Annotated in this window: 15 protein-coding genes; 8 read left to right on the top strand and 7 right to left on the bottom strand. The window is 69.0% G+C overall.

What is annotated here, in order from left to right; genetic code table 11:
* Positions 1-28 precede the first annotated feature (28 nt).
* A complete protein-coding gene (locus J0F76_RS10380; RefSeq protein WP_207468879.1) occupies positions 29-1,486 on the bottom strand; it encodes a metal-dependent hydrolase family protein in 1,458 nt (485 codons plus the stop codon).
* Between the two features lie 207 nt (positions 1,487-1,693).
* Between J0F76_RS10380 and J0F76_RS10375 the strand changes: the two genes are divergently transcribed.
* The gene (locus J0F76_RS10375) at positions 1,694-2,077 is read left to right on the top strand and encodes a hypothetical protein (RefSeq protein WP_207468876.1); all 384 of its coding nucleotides are present in this window, start codon (positions 1,694-1,696) and stop codon (positions 2,075-2,077) included.
* Here the strand turns inward: J0F76_RS10375 and plsY are convergent.
* The 6 genes from plsY to ccmI all read right to left on the bottom strand — a co-directional run bounded on the left by plsY (position 2,074) and on the right by ccmI (position 6,790).
* Positions 2,074-2,655 (bottom strand): glycerol-3-phosphate 1-O-acyltransferase PlsY, encoded by a 582-nt coding sequence (gene plsY / locus J0F76_RS10370; RefSeq protein ID WP_207468874.1) that lies wholly within the window; start codon positions 2,653-2,655, stop codon positions 2,074-2,076. The genes J0F76_RS10375 and plsY overlap by 4 nt on opposite strands.
* Positions 2,652-3,926 (bottom strand): dihydroorotase, encoded by a 1,275-nt coding sequence (gene pyrC, locus J0F76_RS10365; RefSeq protein WP_207468871.1) that lies wholly within the window; start codon positions 3,924-3,926, stop codon positions 2,652-2,654. The genes plsY and pyrC overlap by 4 nt, the downstream gene beginning before the upstream one ends.
* A complete protein-coding gene (locus J0F76_RS10360) occupies positions 3,923-4,885 on the bottom strand; it encodes an aspartate carbamoyltransferase catalytic subunit (RefSeq protein WP_207468868.1) in 963 nt (320 codons plus the stop codon). The genes pyrC and J0F76_RS10360 overlap by 4 nt, the downstream gene beginning before the upstream one ends.
* 62 nt (positions 4,886-4,947) lie before the next feature.
* Positions 4,948-5,115, bottom strand: coding sequence for a DUF1289 domain-containing protein (locus tag J0F76_RS10355; protein WP_207468865.1), 168 nt, complete (start codon positions 5,113-5,115; stop codon positions 4,948-4,950).
* Positions 5,112-5,582 carry a Holliday junction resolvase RuvX gene (gene ruvX, locus J0F76_RS10350; RefSeq protein ID WP_207468863.1) on the bottom strand — a complete coding sequence of 157 codons (471 nt, stop codon included), beginning with the start codon at positions 5,580-5,582 and terminating at the stop codon, positions 5,112-5,114. Before ruvX ends, J0F76_RS10355 begins: the two co-directional genes overlap by 4 nt.
* Positions 5,579-6,790 carry a c-type cytochrome biogenesis protein CcmI gene (gene ccmI / locus J0F76_RS10345; protein ID WP_207468861.1) on the bottom strand — a complete coding sequence of 404 codons (1,212 nt, stop codon included), beginning with the start codon at positions 6,788-6,790 and terminating at the stop codon, positions 5,579-5,581. The genes ruvX and ccmI overlap by 4 nt, the downstream gene beginning before the upstream one ends.
* A gap of 150 nt (positions 6,791-6,940) precedes the next feature.
* Between ccmI and J0F76_RS10340 the strand changes: the two genes are divergently transcribed.
* The 7 genes from J0F76_RS10340 (at position 6,941) to J0F76_RS10310 (ending at position 14,037) form a co-directional block, all read left to right on the top strand.
* Positions 6,941-8,194, top strand: coding sequence for a sarcosine oxidase subunit beta family protein (locus tag J0F76_RS10340; protein WP_207468925.1), 1,254 nt, complete (start codon positions 6,941-6,943; stop codon positions 8,192-8,194).
* A gap of 91 nt (positions 8,195-8,285) precedes the next feature.
* Entirely contained in the window at positions 8,286-8,543 is a 258-nt protein-coding gene (locus J0F76_RS10335) for a hypothetical protein (RefSeq protein WP_207468854.1), read from the top strand.
* A gap of 153 nt (positions 8,544-8,696) precedes the next feature.
* The gene (locus tag J0F76_RS10330; protein WP_207468852.1) at positions 8,697-9,047 is read left to right on the top strand and encodes a sarcosine oxidase subunit delta; all 351 of its coding nucleotides are present in this window, start codon (positions 8,697-8,699) and stop codon (positions 9,045-9,047) included.
* Positions 9,044-11,974, top strand: coding sequence for a sarcosine oxidase subunit alpha family protein (locus tag J0F76_RS10325; protein WP_207468850.1), 2,931 nt, complete (start codon positions 9,044-9,046; stop codon positions 11,972-11,974). The genes J0F76_RS10330 and J0F76_RS10325 overlap by 4 nt, the downstream gene beginning before the upstream one ends.
* Positions 11,967-12,485 (top strand): sarcosine oxidase subunit gamma, encoded by a 519-nt coding sequence (locus tag J0F76_RS10320; RefSeq protein ID WP_207468843.1) that lies wholly within the window; start codon positions 11,967-11,969, stop codon positions 12,483-12,485. The genes J0F76_RS10325 and J0F76_RS10320 overlap by 8 nt, the downstream gene beginning before the upstream one ends.
* A gap of 155 nt (positions 12,486-12,640) precedes the next feature.
* Positions 12,641-13,240 (top strand): superoxide dismutase, encoded by a 600-nt coding sequence (locus J0F76_RS10315; RefSeq protein WP_207468839.1) that lies wholly within the window; start codon positions 12,641-12,643, stop codon positions 13,238-13,240.
* Between the two features lie 128 nt (positions 13,241-13,368).
* Entirely contained in the window at positions 13,369-14,037 is a 669-nt protein-coding gene (locus J0F76_RS10310; protein WP_207468837.1) for a tetratricopeptide repeat protein, read from the top strand.
* The last annotated feature ends 27 nt before the right edge of the window (positions 14,038-14,064 follow it).

The following is a 14,064-nucleotide window of genomic DNA, read 5'->3' as shown; positions in this document are numbered from 1 at the left end:
ACCAGCGTGGCAAGGGCGGCACGCCTGATCATATCGAATCCCCCGAAAGCTCGTTCTTGACCACACGGCCGTTCTTCATGATCAGCCGCAGATTGGCCGTATCGGCCAGCCAGTCCAGGGTTTGCTCCGGCTCTCCGTCGATCACCAGCAGGTCGGCAAGCGCGCCTTCCGCGATCACCCCCAGCCTGCCGTCATAGGGTGCTCGCGCCCCGGACAGCGCCAGCAGCCGCCCCGCCGCGCCCGTCGCGCGATGCAGCGCCGACAACGGCGACATGAAGCGCGCAAGCTTGGCCAGTTGCCGCCCTTGGCTTTCGCCGCCGCCGTAAAGAATGTCGCTGCCGAAGGTCCAGTTGACCCGGTGCTTGTCGGCCCATTCGAAGGCGCGGGCCGTGCCCTCGGCCACCTGCCGCTGTGCCGCGACGGCCTTGGGGTCGGTGTACTGGTTCGCATCCTCGTCGGCCAGGAAGGGCTGGATCGACCACCAGGTGTCGCTGTCGGCCATCAGACGCACGGTATCCTCGTCCGCAAGCTGGCCGTGTTCGATGGATCTGACCCCGGCCGCGATGCAGCGCCGGATGCCGGGCGAGGTATAGACATGGGCGCAGACATAGGTGCCCCAGTCGGTCGCGGCATCGACCGCCGCGCGCATTTCCGCTTCGGTGAACTGCAGCGATTCCAGCGGGTCGTATTGCGACGCGACGCCGCCGCCCGCCGTGATCTTGATCTGGCTGGCGCCCTTCATCAGCTGCTCTCGGGTGCGGCGCAGCACCTCGGGGGCGCCGTCGGCCAGGGCGGACATGCCCTGTTGGCTGGCGTAATCGGCGGGATCGCCGGGCATCATCGGCAGGCTGTTCGCGAACCGGAAATCGCCATGCCCCGAGGTCTGCGAGATGATCGCCCCCGCCGGAAAGATCCGCGGTCCCGCGACCACGCCCCGGTCGATCGCCGCCTTCAGCCCGAAGGCCGGGCCGCCAACGTCGCGCACGGTGGTGAAGCCGCGCATCAGCGTGGCCCCTGCCTCTTGCCCGGCCATCAGGTGCAGGAAGCCGATGTCCTGGGTCATGGCGACGATCTGGCTGACGGATGCCAGCGTGGCGTGCCAATGCGTGTCGATCAGGCCGGGAATGACCGCGCGCCCGCCGCAGTCGATCACCTGCGCGTCCTGGGGACCTTGGCCCCGGGCCGGCAGTGCGGCGATGCGTCCGGCGTCGATCAGGATGCCGACGCCTTCGCGCAGGGACAGGGTTTCGCCGTCGAACAGCCGCAGGTTGGTCAGCAGGACAGGCCGCGCCGGCGCCTGTGCCTTGGCTGGCGCAAGGCCGAAGCCCGCGAACATGCCGACAACTGCCGCCAAGCCGCCCAGCATCTGACGGCGGGACAGGTCTGCCTCGATCCGTCGCATGATGGCCAGAGTCGCGGGGCTGCCGCAATGGCAGAAATGCAGCGTGCCGGACACGGGATCGGGCTTGAAGCAGGCTTGGCACATGGCGAATCACCGGCGAGTGGGGAAGCCGACAGCATTTGTTTGTCGCATCATGGGACGGACGGGCCGCATGGCAAGCCCCTGGCGCATTCCACCTCCGGTTCGGCGGGCCACCGGATGCACGATAATATGAAGGCCCGCGGTTCCGGCCCGTCTTGCAACGCGGCCCCGCCGGTGGCAGGGCAAGGCAAACGCGAAAGGGGGCGGGCGATGAAGGGCGACGTGATGGTATGGGTGCAACGGATCGTGGGTGCGGTCTTCGCGGTGGGTGTGGTGGCCCTGATCGGGGCCATTCTCGCCCAGGTGGGCCAGACCGAAGGCTTGCCCCCGCTGCCGATCTTCGTGGGGCTGCTGGGGATCGTCACCCTGATCCTGATGTCGGGGGCCTGCCTTGCGCTGATCTCGTTGGCGATTTCGGCGCGGCGCGGGGCCGATGCGCTGCGCCGCATGGCGGGATCGACCGTGACCGCCCCGGCCGCTGTCCGTGTCTTCAACCAGCCCTCGCTGCGCGAGGTGGTGTCGGACCCGCAGCCCGAACCCGCCCCGGCCCGGCCCGCGCGCCCCGTCGGCCGGACGCTGGTCGCCGAGCGCTAACCCTTCTTCCCGATCCGAGGCTCGGTCCCGTCCCGCAGGCGGGCGATGTTCGGGCGGTGGCGGACAAAGATCAGCACCGCCATGAACAGGCTGACGGCGATCAGGTCAGGCCGCCCCAGTCCCCAGGCGAAGACCGGCGACAGCGCCGCCGCCAGCAGGGCCGACAGGCTGCTGATGCGGCTGACGGCTGCCGTCAGCAGCCAGGTCGCGCAGGCGATCAGGCCCAGCGGCCAGTGCAGCGCAATGAGCGTGCCCAAGAAGGTCGCGACCCCCTTGCCGCCCTTGAAGCCCAGCCAGGCCGGGAAGCAGTGTCCCAGGAAGGCCGCGCCCCCCGCCAGCATCGCCGCCGTCTCGCCGCCCAGATGCCGGGCAACCAGCACGGCAATGGCGCCCTTGCCCGAATCCAGCAGAAGCGTCGCCAGCGCGGCGGGCTTGTTGCCGGTCCGCAGCACGTTGGTCGCGCCGATATTGCCCGACCCGATCTTGCGCAGGTCGCCCAGGCCCAGGGCGCGGGCGATCACCAGCCCGAAGGGGATCGAGCCGAGAAGATAGCCGAAGACGGCCCAAAGCGCGATCATGCCTGTTCTCCGAAGACGCGGTGTCCGCCGACCCAGGTGCCGATCACCCGGCCCTCCATCCGCGCGCCGTCGAAGGGGGTGTTCTTCGATTTCGACAGCAGCGTGAAGCGGTCCAGCACGAAGGGCGCATCCGGGTCGAACAGCACCAGATCGGCAGGCGCGCCCACGGACAGCCGGCCGCCCGGCAGGCCCAGCCGTTTCGCCGGGTTCAGCGACATCGCCCGCCACAGTTGCGGCAGGGTCAGCCCGCCGCCGTGATACAGCCGCATCGCGGCAGGCAGCAGCGTTTGCAGGCCCACGGCGCCGGGGGCGGCGGCCTCGAAGGGCAGGCGCTTGGATTCCTCGTCCTGCGGGGTGTGGAAGCTGGCGATCACGTCGATGGTGCCGTCCGCCACCGCCTGCACCATCGCCAGCCGGTCGTCCTCGGACCGCAGGGGCGGCGTGAAGCGGAAGAAGGTGCGGTAATCGCCCACGTCGTATTCGTTCAGCGTCAGGTGGTGGATCGAGATCCCCGCCGTCACGTCCAGCCCCGCGTCCCGCGCGCGCTTCAGGGCGGGCAGGGCGCGGGCGGTGGTGATCTGGTCGGCGTGCCAGCGGCAGCCGCTCATCGCCGCCAGCGCCAGGTCGCGGTCCAGCCCGATCACCTCGGCCATGGGCGATACGGCGGGTATTCCATAGATCGAGGCAAACTTGCCGCTGGTGGCCGCCGCCCCGCGCGACAGGCCCGCGTCCTGCGGGTGCCCCACGATCAACGCACCGACGCCGCGCGCATAGGTCATGCAGCGGCTGAGAAGCCGCGTATCGGCCACCTGCCGCACGCCGTCGGTGAAGGCCACCGCGCCCGCGTCGGTCAGGAAGCCGATCTCGACCATCTCGCGCCCGTCGCGGGCCTTGGTCAGCGCGGCCATGTGGCGGATGTTCACGGGCGCGTCGGCTGCGCGGCGTGTCACGAACTCCAGCGACTCGGGCGTGTCGATGGGCGGCATTGTGTCGGGCCGGGCGACGATGGTGGTCACGCCGCCTGCCGCCGCCGCCAGACCGGCGCTGCGGAAGGATTCCTTGTGCCGCTCGCCCGGCTCGCCGATCTTGACGCCCCAGTCGATGATCCCCGGCGCCAGGGCGCGGCCACCGCAGTCGATGACGGTGGCGCCCTCTGGGGCGTCCGTGTCGATGCCCTCGATCACGCCGTCGCGGACCAGCAGGCTGCCGGGGGCGTCGGTCTGCGCCTCGGGGTCGATCAGGCGGGCGTTTGTGAACAGCGTCGCGGTCATACCATCACCCCCGCCGCAGCGCGGCCGCGTTCGGCGCGCAGGTTCCGCGCCAGCAGGTCCAGCGCCGCCATGCGCACCGCCACACCCATTTCCACCTGGTCCTGGATCACGCTGCGGTTGATGTCGTCGGCGATGGTGCCGTCAATCTCGACCCCCCGGTTCATCGGGCCGGGATGCATGACGATGGCATCGGGCGCGGCACAGGCCAGCTTTTCGGCATCCAGACCGAAGCGGTGGAAATATTCGCGTTCAGACGGGATGAAGCCCCCGTCCATGCGTTCCTTCTGCAACCGCAGCATCATCACCACGTCGGCGCCCCTCAGGCCCTCGCGCATGTCCTCGAACAGTTCGACGCCCATCTCGCCCGCGCCTGCGGGCATCAGGGTCGCGGGGCCGATCAGGCGCAGGCGGTTTTCCATCTTGCCCAGCAGCAGAAGGTTCGACCGCGCCACGCGGCTGTTGGCGATGTCGCCGCAGATGGCGACCGTCAGGCGGTGCAGACGCCCCTTGGCGCGCCGGATCGTCAGCGCGTCCAGCAGCGCCTGCGTGGGATGCTCGTGCCGCCCGTCGCCCGCGTTGACGACGGCGCAGTTGACCTTGCTTGCCAGCAGGTTCACCGCGCCCGAATGGGGATGGCGCACCACCAGCAGGTCGGGCTGCATCGCGTTCAGCGTCAGGGCGGTGTCGATCAGCGTCTCGCCCTTCTTCACGCTGCTGTGGGCGACGGCCATGTTCATCACGTCCGCGCCCAGGCGCTTGCCCGCCAGTTCGAAGCTGGCCTGGGTGCGGGTCGAGTTCTCGAAGAACATGTTGATCTGGGTCATCCCCTCCAGCGCGTCGGCGTGCTTGACCGTGCGGCGGTTCAGGGCGACGTAATCCTCGGCCAGATCCAGAAGCGTGACGATCTCGGGCGGGGAAAGGTGGTCGATGCCAAGCAGGTGGCGGGCGCGGAAGGTCATGGGCGGCCTCGTGGTCGGGGTCGCGCACTCTATCGCAGATGCCTCCTCATGCGGCAAGCGGGTCAGCCGAGACGCGGCCTGCGGGCGGGCAGATCGGCCATGATCCGGCGCCGGGTTTCCGGCGACAGGCCGGACCAGGCGGCGATCTCGTCCAAAGACCGCAGGCAGCCGGTGCAAAGCCCGGACGCGGGGTCGATCACGCAGACCTTGATGCAGGGGCTGTCGATCATGATTGCAGATATCGCAGCCGGTCCAGCGCGCCTTGCAGGATATAGCCCGCCGCCACCTGGTCGATGACCTCGGCCCGGCGCTTGCGCGAGGTGTCGGCCTCCAGCAGGGCGCGTTCGGCGGCGACCGTGGACAGGCGCTCGTCCCAGAAGCCGATGGAGAGATCCGTCAGCCGTTCAAGGTTGCGGGCGAAGGCGCGGGTCGATTGGGCGCGCGGGCCCTCGCTGCCGTCCATGTTGCGCGGCAGGCCCAGGACCAGGCCCACCAGCCCGCGATCCCTGGCGATCGCCAGCAGTTCGGCCGCATCCAGCGTGAACTTCTGCCGCCGGATCACGGTCAGGGGGGATGCCACCTGCCGCAGCCCGTCGCTGACCGCGACGCCGATGGTCTTGGTGCCCAGATCCAGTCCGGCGATGGCGCCCACCGGGGGCAGGCTTGCGGCAAAATCGACGATCTCGGGATGGATCATTCGGCAAGCCCTGCCTCGGCGGCGGCTTGCCGCACGGTTTCCAGCGCCTCGGGCTGGCTGGCAAAGCGCGCCTGCGCCTCGGCCCAGATCTCGCGGGCGTGGTCCGCGTCGCCGATCACCACCAGCGAGGAAATCAGCCGCGCCCATTCCTCGGGCGTGCCGCCCTGCTGGGCCAGCCGCGCTTCAAGCTGCGCGACCATGCCCGCGATCATCTGCTGGCGTTCCTCGGGGGCCATGTCCTCGGCTGCGGCCATGGCCTCGGCGTCGGGGCCGGGCAGGGGCGCGGGGGGCACATAGTCCGGATGGCCCGCCAGCCAGGCCAGGTCGGTGATGGCCGCGCGGATGGGCGCGATCCAGGGGGCGTCGTCGGGGCCTTCCTCCAGCAGCCGGCGCCAGATCGGGAAGGCGCGGTCGGGGCGGTCGTTCTGAAGCTGCAGGATGCCCAGAAGATAGCGAGCCTGCGGATGGGCCGGATCGGCCTGCAGGGCGCGGGCCAGCACCGCCTCGGCCTCGGGCGTGATGACGCCGCCCGCCGCCTCGACCATCAGGGCCGACAGGCGCACCAGCTCGTCGGGGGACACGTCCTCGCCGCGCAGGTCGACCAGCCGCTGCTGGGCCGCGCGGGCCGCGGCGAGATTGCCCACCCGCATCTCGTTCGTGGCAAGCAGTGCAAGCCCCTGCGGGTCGTCGGGGTTCTTTTCCACCGCCTCGCGCAGCTGGTCGATCAGCACTTCGAAGTCCTCGGGCACCGGGGGCACCTGGGGGCGCGGGGCGCGGGCCTCGGCCTCGGCCTGGCCGGGGCGGCTGTCATAGGCCTGCTGGGCATCGGCGATGCGCCGGGCGATGGGCAGGTCGTCGCGCCCCGGCTGGCCTTCGCGCAGATACAGGGCGGCGGCACCCGCGAACAGCACCGCCAGCACGGCCAGGGCCAGAAGCCCGCGCCCGCCCGCGCCGCCCGCCGTGGCCTGCGACAGGCGGCGGTCGGCATCCAGCACCTTGCGGCCGATCTCGGTGCGCAGGCGCTCGGCGTCCTCGGGGGCGATGACGCCGCGCTCCAGGTCGCGCTCGACCTCGCGCAGCTGGTCGCGATAGACGCGCAGGTCGAAGGCCGCCGCCGGTTCCGCCGCGGAACCGCGCGCCCGCAGCAGGGGCGCCATGATGGCAAGGCCGACGATAAGGGTCGTGGCGGCGCAGATGATCCAGAACATTGCCGTTTTCTCCGTTCGTCCTGCTTCTAAGGCGGTTTTCCGCGCGCGGAAAGCGGCAGCCTGTCGCATTTCCGCGTGATCGCGCCGCAACCCGGCTTGAGCCTGCCGCGGCAGGGCGCCATGCTGCGCCTGTGCCATACCGGAGGTTCCATGCCGTCACGCCGCTACTCGGTCTTTGCCATCGCGCGCGAGGCGCTGCGTCAGCATCAGGGCTGGAACCGCGCCTGGACCAGCCCGGAACCGCGCGACCGCTACAAGGTGGTGATCGTCGGCGCGGGCGGGCACGGGCTGGCCACGGCCTATTACCTGGGCCGGAACTTCGGCATCACCGATGTCGCCGTGATCGAGAAGGGCTGGCTGGGCGGCGGCAATACGGGTCGCAACACCACCATCATCCGGTCCAACTACCTGCAGGACCCGTCGGCCGCGATCTATGACAAGGCGCTGAAGCTTTATGAAACCCTGTCGCAGGATCTGAACTACAACGTGATGTTCAGCCCGCGCGGGCTGATCATGCTGGCCCAGACCGAACACGAGGTCCGCGGCTACCGGCGCACTGTCCATGCCAACACCCTGCAGGGCGTGGCGACCGAGTGGATCGACGCCCGGCGCGTCAAGCAACTGGTGCCGATCATCAACATCGACGGGCCGCGCTATCCGGTCCTGGGCGGGCTTTATCAGGCGCGCGGCGGCACGGCGCGGCATGACGCGGTCGCCTGGGGCTATGCGCGGGCGTGCAGCGACATGGGGATGCACATCATCCAGAACTGCGAGGTCACGGGGATCGAAACCGAGAACGGGCAGGTCCGCGCCGTCAACACCGCCAAGGGCCGCATCGGCTGCGACAAGCTGGCCCTGGTCGTCGCGGGCCATTCGTCGCAGCTGGCCGCGATGGCGGGCTTCCGCCTGCCCATCGAAAGCGTCCCCCTGCAGGCCATGGTCAGCGAGCCGATCAAGCCCTGCATGGACGTGGTGGTGATGGCCAACACCGTCCACGGCTACATGAGCCAGTCCGACAAGGGCGAGATGGTGATCGGCGGCGGGACCGACAGCTACAACGCCTTCACGCAGCGCGGGTCCTGGCACCATATCGAGGAAACCGTCCGCGCCCTGATCGAGACCTTTCCGATGATCTCGCGCCTGAAGATGCTGCGCCAATGGGGCGGGATCGTGGATATGACGGGCGACCGCTCGCCCATCCTGTCCGCCACGCCGGTGGGCGGCATCTTCGTCAACTGCGGCTGGGGCACCGGCGGCTTCAAGGCCATTCCGGGGTCGGGCTGGGCCATGGCGGAACTGGTGGCGCAGGGCCGGCCCGGTCCGCTGGCGGCCGCCTTCGGGATGAACCGCTTCCGCGAGGGGCGCTTCATCGACGAATCCGTCGCGGCGGGTGTGGCACATTAGCCATGGCTGGAATCGCGCGCCATTTTCGGGGAACCCAAGGGGCACCGGCCTCATTGTCCGGTTATCGAATGTTGAACCGAAAGGGACGAGAATGGCCGAACCCAACAGCAATCGCATGTATATCATCATCGGTGCCATCGTCGTTGTGGTGGCGCTGCTGTTCTTCTTCATGTCTGGCGGCGACGATCCTGCGGCTGACGCCACCGCGACCGGCGACGCGGCCACGACCGCCCCGGCCACATCGACCGCCCCGGCAACGACCACGACCGACCCGGCGACCGATGACGCTGTCGATGTCGAACCCGCCGCGCCCGGCGCCACGACCGGCACTCCGGCACCGGCCAACTGACCCGCGTCGCGCCGGCCATGGCTGGCGGGCATCGCTGACAGTTCCGCGGGGGACCGGGGGCAGCCAGCCCCCGGCCTTCGCCCATGAACCACCCGCGGCCTTGCCGACCGGGTGGTTTTCGTCGTTCGTCCCTTCCTCCCGTTCGAGAGCGCGATGCTGATCCTGTTATGCCCCTATTGCGGCGTCAAAGCCGAGGAAACCGAACTCTCCCCCGGAGGCGAGGCGCATCTGAAGCGCATCGGCCCCGACGGCACCGCCGAGGAATTCGAGGCCTATCTGTTCGCCCGCAAGAACCTCAAGGGCGTGCATTTCGAACGCTGGCGCCATGCCTATGGCTGCGGCAAGTGGTTCCTGGCCGCCCGCGACACCCACACCATGCAGGTCTATGGCACCTACAAGGCCCAGACGGCCCATGCGACCGACGAGATCGTGGCGAACGCGCGGCAGGCCCGTCCCGAATGGGTGCCCGACTGGCCCCAGGCATCCGAGGCGGTGGTCGGATGAGCCATACGCCCCCCTTCCGTTTGCCCAAGGGCGGCCGCCTGATCGACCGCGCCTTCCAGCTTGCCTTCCGCTTCGACGGCCGCCACCTGCGCGGGGTGCAGGGCGACACGCTGGCATCCGCGCTGCTGGCCAACGGCCAGATGCTGATGGGCCGGTCCTTCAAGTACCACCGCCCGCGCGGCCCCATCGCCTCCGGCGCCGAGGAGCCGAACGCCCTGCTGGGCCTGGGCCAGGGCGGGCGGTTCGAACCCAACCAGCGCGCCAGCACCACCGCGCTTGAGGCGGGGATGGTGCTGCGCAGCCAGAACTGCTGGCCCTCGCTGGACGCGGATGTCGGCGCGATCAACACCTGGCTGTCGCCGCTGCTGCCTGCGGGCTTCTACTACAAGACCTTCATCCACCCGCGCCCCTTCTGGAAGCACCTGTTCGAGCCGATCATCCGCCGCAGCGCGGGCCTTGGCCGCGCCCCTAGCGATCCCGATCCCGACCGCTACGAACAGGCCTATGCCTTTGCCGAGGTGGTGGTGGTCGGCGGCGGCATCGCCGGCCTGACGGCGGCGCGGGATGCCGCCGACAAGGGCGGCCGGGTGATCGTGCTGGAACAGGACCCCCACTGGGGCGGGCGCACGCCGACCGACCATGACGGCGGGCAGGCCGCCATCGACACCCTGCTAGAAGACCTGCGCGGGCGGGACAACGTCACCCTGCGCCGCAACACCATGGCGACGGGGCTTTACGACCACGGCTACCTGCTGGCACGCGAGGCCCTGGCCGATCACGACCTGAACCAGGGCATTCCCCGGCAACGCTTGTGGCGCATCCGTGCGGGCCATGTGATCACCGCCACCGGCGCCCTGGAGCGTCCGCTGTCCTTCGCCTGCAACGACGTGCCGGGGGTCATGCTGGCATCGGCCGTGCGCGACTTCATCGCCGACTACGGTGTGGCGCCGGGCAAGCGGATCGTGGTCGTCACCAACAACGACGACGCTTATCGCACGGCACTTGTCGCGCACGGGGCGGGGCTGGAGGTCGTGGCCGTGATCGACGCCCGCCTGCGGGCCAAGGGCGATCTTCCGCAGGCGGCGCGCGCGGCGGGCATCCGGGTGATGACCGGCACCGCGATCGCCAAGGTCAAGGGCGGCCGCCATGTCGAGGGCGTGGCGCTGTGCGAGCAGGCGGGCGCGGGCCGCGTGACCGGCAGCCTGGATTGCGACGTGGTCGCCATGTCGGGCGGCTGGTCGCCGGTCGTCCATCTCTACAGCCATTGCGGCGGCAGGCTGACGTGGGATGAGCCCGAGGCGATGTTCCGCCCCGATCCCGCGCGCCCGCCGCTCGGCGCGGACGGCAAGGCCATGGTCACCGTGCTTGGGGCCGCCAATGGCGACCTGCGCTGCGCGGGCGACCTGGAGCGGGCCGAGGGCGCGACGATGCCCGTCTGGGTCATGCCGCACAACGCGCCCTACAAGCTGCGCGCCAAGATGTGGCTGGATTTCCAGAACGACGTGAAGGTCAGCGACGTGGAACTGGCCGCGCGTGAAGGCTATGCCAGCGTGGAACACGCCAAGCGCTACACGACGCTGGGCATGGCGACGGATCAGGGCAAGAACAGCAACATCAACGGCCTTGCCGTCCTGTCGAACGCCTTGAACCAGCCGCTCGAGGCCACCGGCACCACCACCTTCCGCCCGCCCTACACGCCGCTGACCCTTGGCACCATCGCGGCCGAGGCCAAGGGCGACGCGTTCCAGCCCCTGCGCAAGACGCCCATCCACGACTGGCACGCGCGCAATGGCGCCTCCTTCGAACCCGTGGGCCATTGGCGCCGCCCCTACAGCTATCCCCGCGCGGGCGAGGATCGCCATGCCGCCGTGAACCGCGAGATCCTGGCGGTGCGCAGCGGGGTGGGGACGCTGGACGCCTCGACCCTGGGCAAGATCGTCGTGAAGGGGCCTGATGCCGGGCGGTTCCTGGACATGATGTACACAAACATGATGTCCACCCTGCCGGTCGGCAAATGCCGATACGGCCTGATGTGCAACGAGAACGGCTTCCTGATGGACGACGGCGTGGTGGCGCGGCTGTCGCCCGACACCTGGCTGTGCCACACCACCACCGGCGGGGCCGACCGCATCCACGGCCACATGGAGGATTGGCTGCAATGCGAATGGTGGGACTGGCAGGTCTATACCGCCAACCTGACCGAGCAATACGCCCAGATCGCCGTCGCCGGACCAAGGGCGCGCGAATTGCTGCAACGCCTGCCCGGCACCATCGACCTGAAGCAGGAGGCGCTGCCCTTCATGCAATGGGCCGAAGGCGAACTGGCAGGCATTCCAGCGCGCCTCTATCGCATCAGCTTCTCGGGCGAACTCAGCTACGAGATCGCGGTGCCCGCGAACCGCGGGCTGGATCTGTGGGAAACGCTGCACGACACCGGTCGCGACCTGAACATCACCCCCTACGGGACCGAGGCGATGCACGTCATGCGCGCCGAAAAGGGCTTCATCATGATCGGGGATGAAACCGACGGCACAGTGATCCCGCAGGATCTGGGGCTGCATTGGGCCATCTCGAAGAAGAAGCCCGACTACATCGGCAAGCGCGCGCAGGCCCGCAGCTTCATGAAGGACGGCAGCCGCTGGCAGCTGGTGGGGCTGGAAAGCCTGGATGGCCGGGTGCTGCCCGACGGAGCCTATGCGGTGGAACCCGGCGTTAACGCCAACGGCCAGCGCAAGACCCAGGGCCGCGTCACCTCCTCCTATCACTCGCCCACGCTGAACCGCCCCATCGCGATGGGTTTGGTGCGGCACGGCCCGGCGCGGATGGGGCAGGTGCTGGACTTCCCCATTCCGGGGGGAGAGGCGATGAAGGCGCGGATCGTCGATCCGGTCTTCTACGACAAGGAAGGAACCCGTCTGAATGGCTGAGGCGCTTGCAACCATCGCCCGCATCGAAGGCTTGGGCATGATCGCGATCCGCGCCGACCTGTCGCGCACGGGCGATGCCATTGCCGAAGCCGCCGGGCTTGCCATCCCCGGGGTGACCCGGATCGTGACCAACGGCAGCCGCAGCCTGGGCTGGATGTCGCCCGACGAATTGCTGCTGGTCCTGCCGGTTGCGGAACTGGCTGACACCCTGACGACGCTGACCGACGCCCTGTCCGGCGAACACGCGCTTGTCGTGGACGTGTCGGACGCCCGCGCGGTCTTTGACGTCACCGGCCCCCATGCCGCCGACGTGATCGCCAAGCTGATGCCGGTCGATCTGGACGACCTGCCGTTCGACGGCCTGCGCCGCTCGCGCGCTGCCCAGACTGCGGCGGCGGTGTGGCGCGTCCCCGGCGGCTTCCGGCTGATCGGCTTCCGATCCACGGCGGATTACCTGCGCCTGATCCTGGAAAACGCCGCCATTCCCGGCAGCCGGCTAGCGCCGCGCTGACGTTCATCTTGGCGCAAATATCCCGCGGGGGTCCGGGGGCGCGAAGCCCCCGGCCTTGGCCCGACAGGAACCCGGCCAGAACCCCTTGCGTTGATCCCGCGAATGCGGGACTGTGCGCCCGGCTCAAGGTTAATCCCTTTACGAAAGGACAGAAAATGGCTTTCACGCTTCCCGATCTTCCCTATGCGCATGACGCACTGGCCGAAGGCGGCATGTCCAGGGAGACGCTGGAATACCACCACGACAAGCACCACAAGGCCTATGTCGACAAGCTGAACGAACTGGTCGCAGGCACCGAATGGGACGGCAAGTCGCTGGAGGACATCGTCAAGGGCACCTACCAGAAGGGCGCGGTCGCGCAGAACGGCATCTTCAACAACGCCAGCCAGCACTGGAACCACGCGCAGTTCTGGGAAATGATGGCGCCGAAGCCCGGCGCGATGCCGTCCGAACTGGAAAAGGCGATCACCGAATCCTTCGGCTCGGTCGATGATTTCAAGAAGAAGTTCACCGAAGGCGGCGTGGGCCAGTTCGGCTCGGGCTGGGTTTGGCTGGTCAAGAACGCTGACGGCAAGTTGGAAGTCACGAAGACCGAAAACGGCGTGAACCCGCTTTGCCACGGCCAGACGGCGCTGCTGGGCTGCGACGTGTGGGAACACAGCTACTACATCGACTTCCGCAACGCGCGTCCGAAATACCTGGAAAACTTCCTCAACAACCTGGTGAACTGGGAAAACGTCGCCTCGCGCATGTGATCGCCGCGACATCGACGACAGGCCCGGCCGGTGCGTCCCGCCGGGCTTTTTTCTTGTGATCGGGGCGGCATTGGCTTTCCGCGCCATGCGGGTATAAGACGGGACGCAAGACACTGCGGAAGGCGGCCATGGCCAACCAGAACGACAATTTCATCGACGAGGTCTTCGACGACCTGCGCCGCGAACGGCTGTTCAGGCTGTTCCGCCGCTGGGGCTGGGTGGCAGGCCTTGTGATCCTTGGCATCGTCGCGGGCGTGATCTGGCGCGAATACAGCCAGTCGCGGGATCAGGCGCAGGCGCGCGCCTGGGGCGACGCGATCCTGGCGGCCGAGGCTTCCGGCGATCCGGCGGCGATCACGCAGGTCGATCCGCAGGGCGCGGACGGGCGCCGCGTGCTGGCTGCGATGCTGGCGGCCTCGGCCTGGTCCGACAAGGGCGGAAACGACGCCGCGGCCGAGGCGCTGCGCAATGTCGCGAGCGATCAGGCGGCTGGCACCGTGCTGCACGACCTGGCCGAGTTGAAGCTGGTCATGCTGCAGGGCGAAGGCATGGACCCGGCGCAGCGCGACGAGATCCTCTCGCGTCTGTCGCGCACTGGCGCGCCTTTCGAGCTGCTCGCGCTGGAACAGAAGGCCATTGCCCTGATCGGCGCCGGCCGGACCGAGGACGCGATCACCCTGATCCGCCAGATCCAGCAGAAGGACGGGCTCAGCGAAGCCTTGCGCCTGCGCCTGTCCGAGATGATGATCGCCCTGGGCGTCGAGCCGGAGCCGTCCGACACCGTGCCTGCGGGCTGACGCGCGGGCCAATGAACGATACGAGGG

The sequence above is a fragment of the Paracoccus fontiphilus genome, from assembly GCF_017356265.1.
Taxonomy (GTDB): Bacteria; Pseudomonadota; Alphaproteobacteria; order Rhodobacterales; family Rhodobacteraceae; genus Paracoccus; species Paracoccus fontiphilus.
This window is presented reverse-complemented; position numbering and strand designations above follow the sequence as displayed.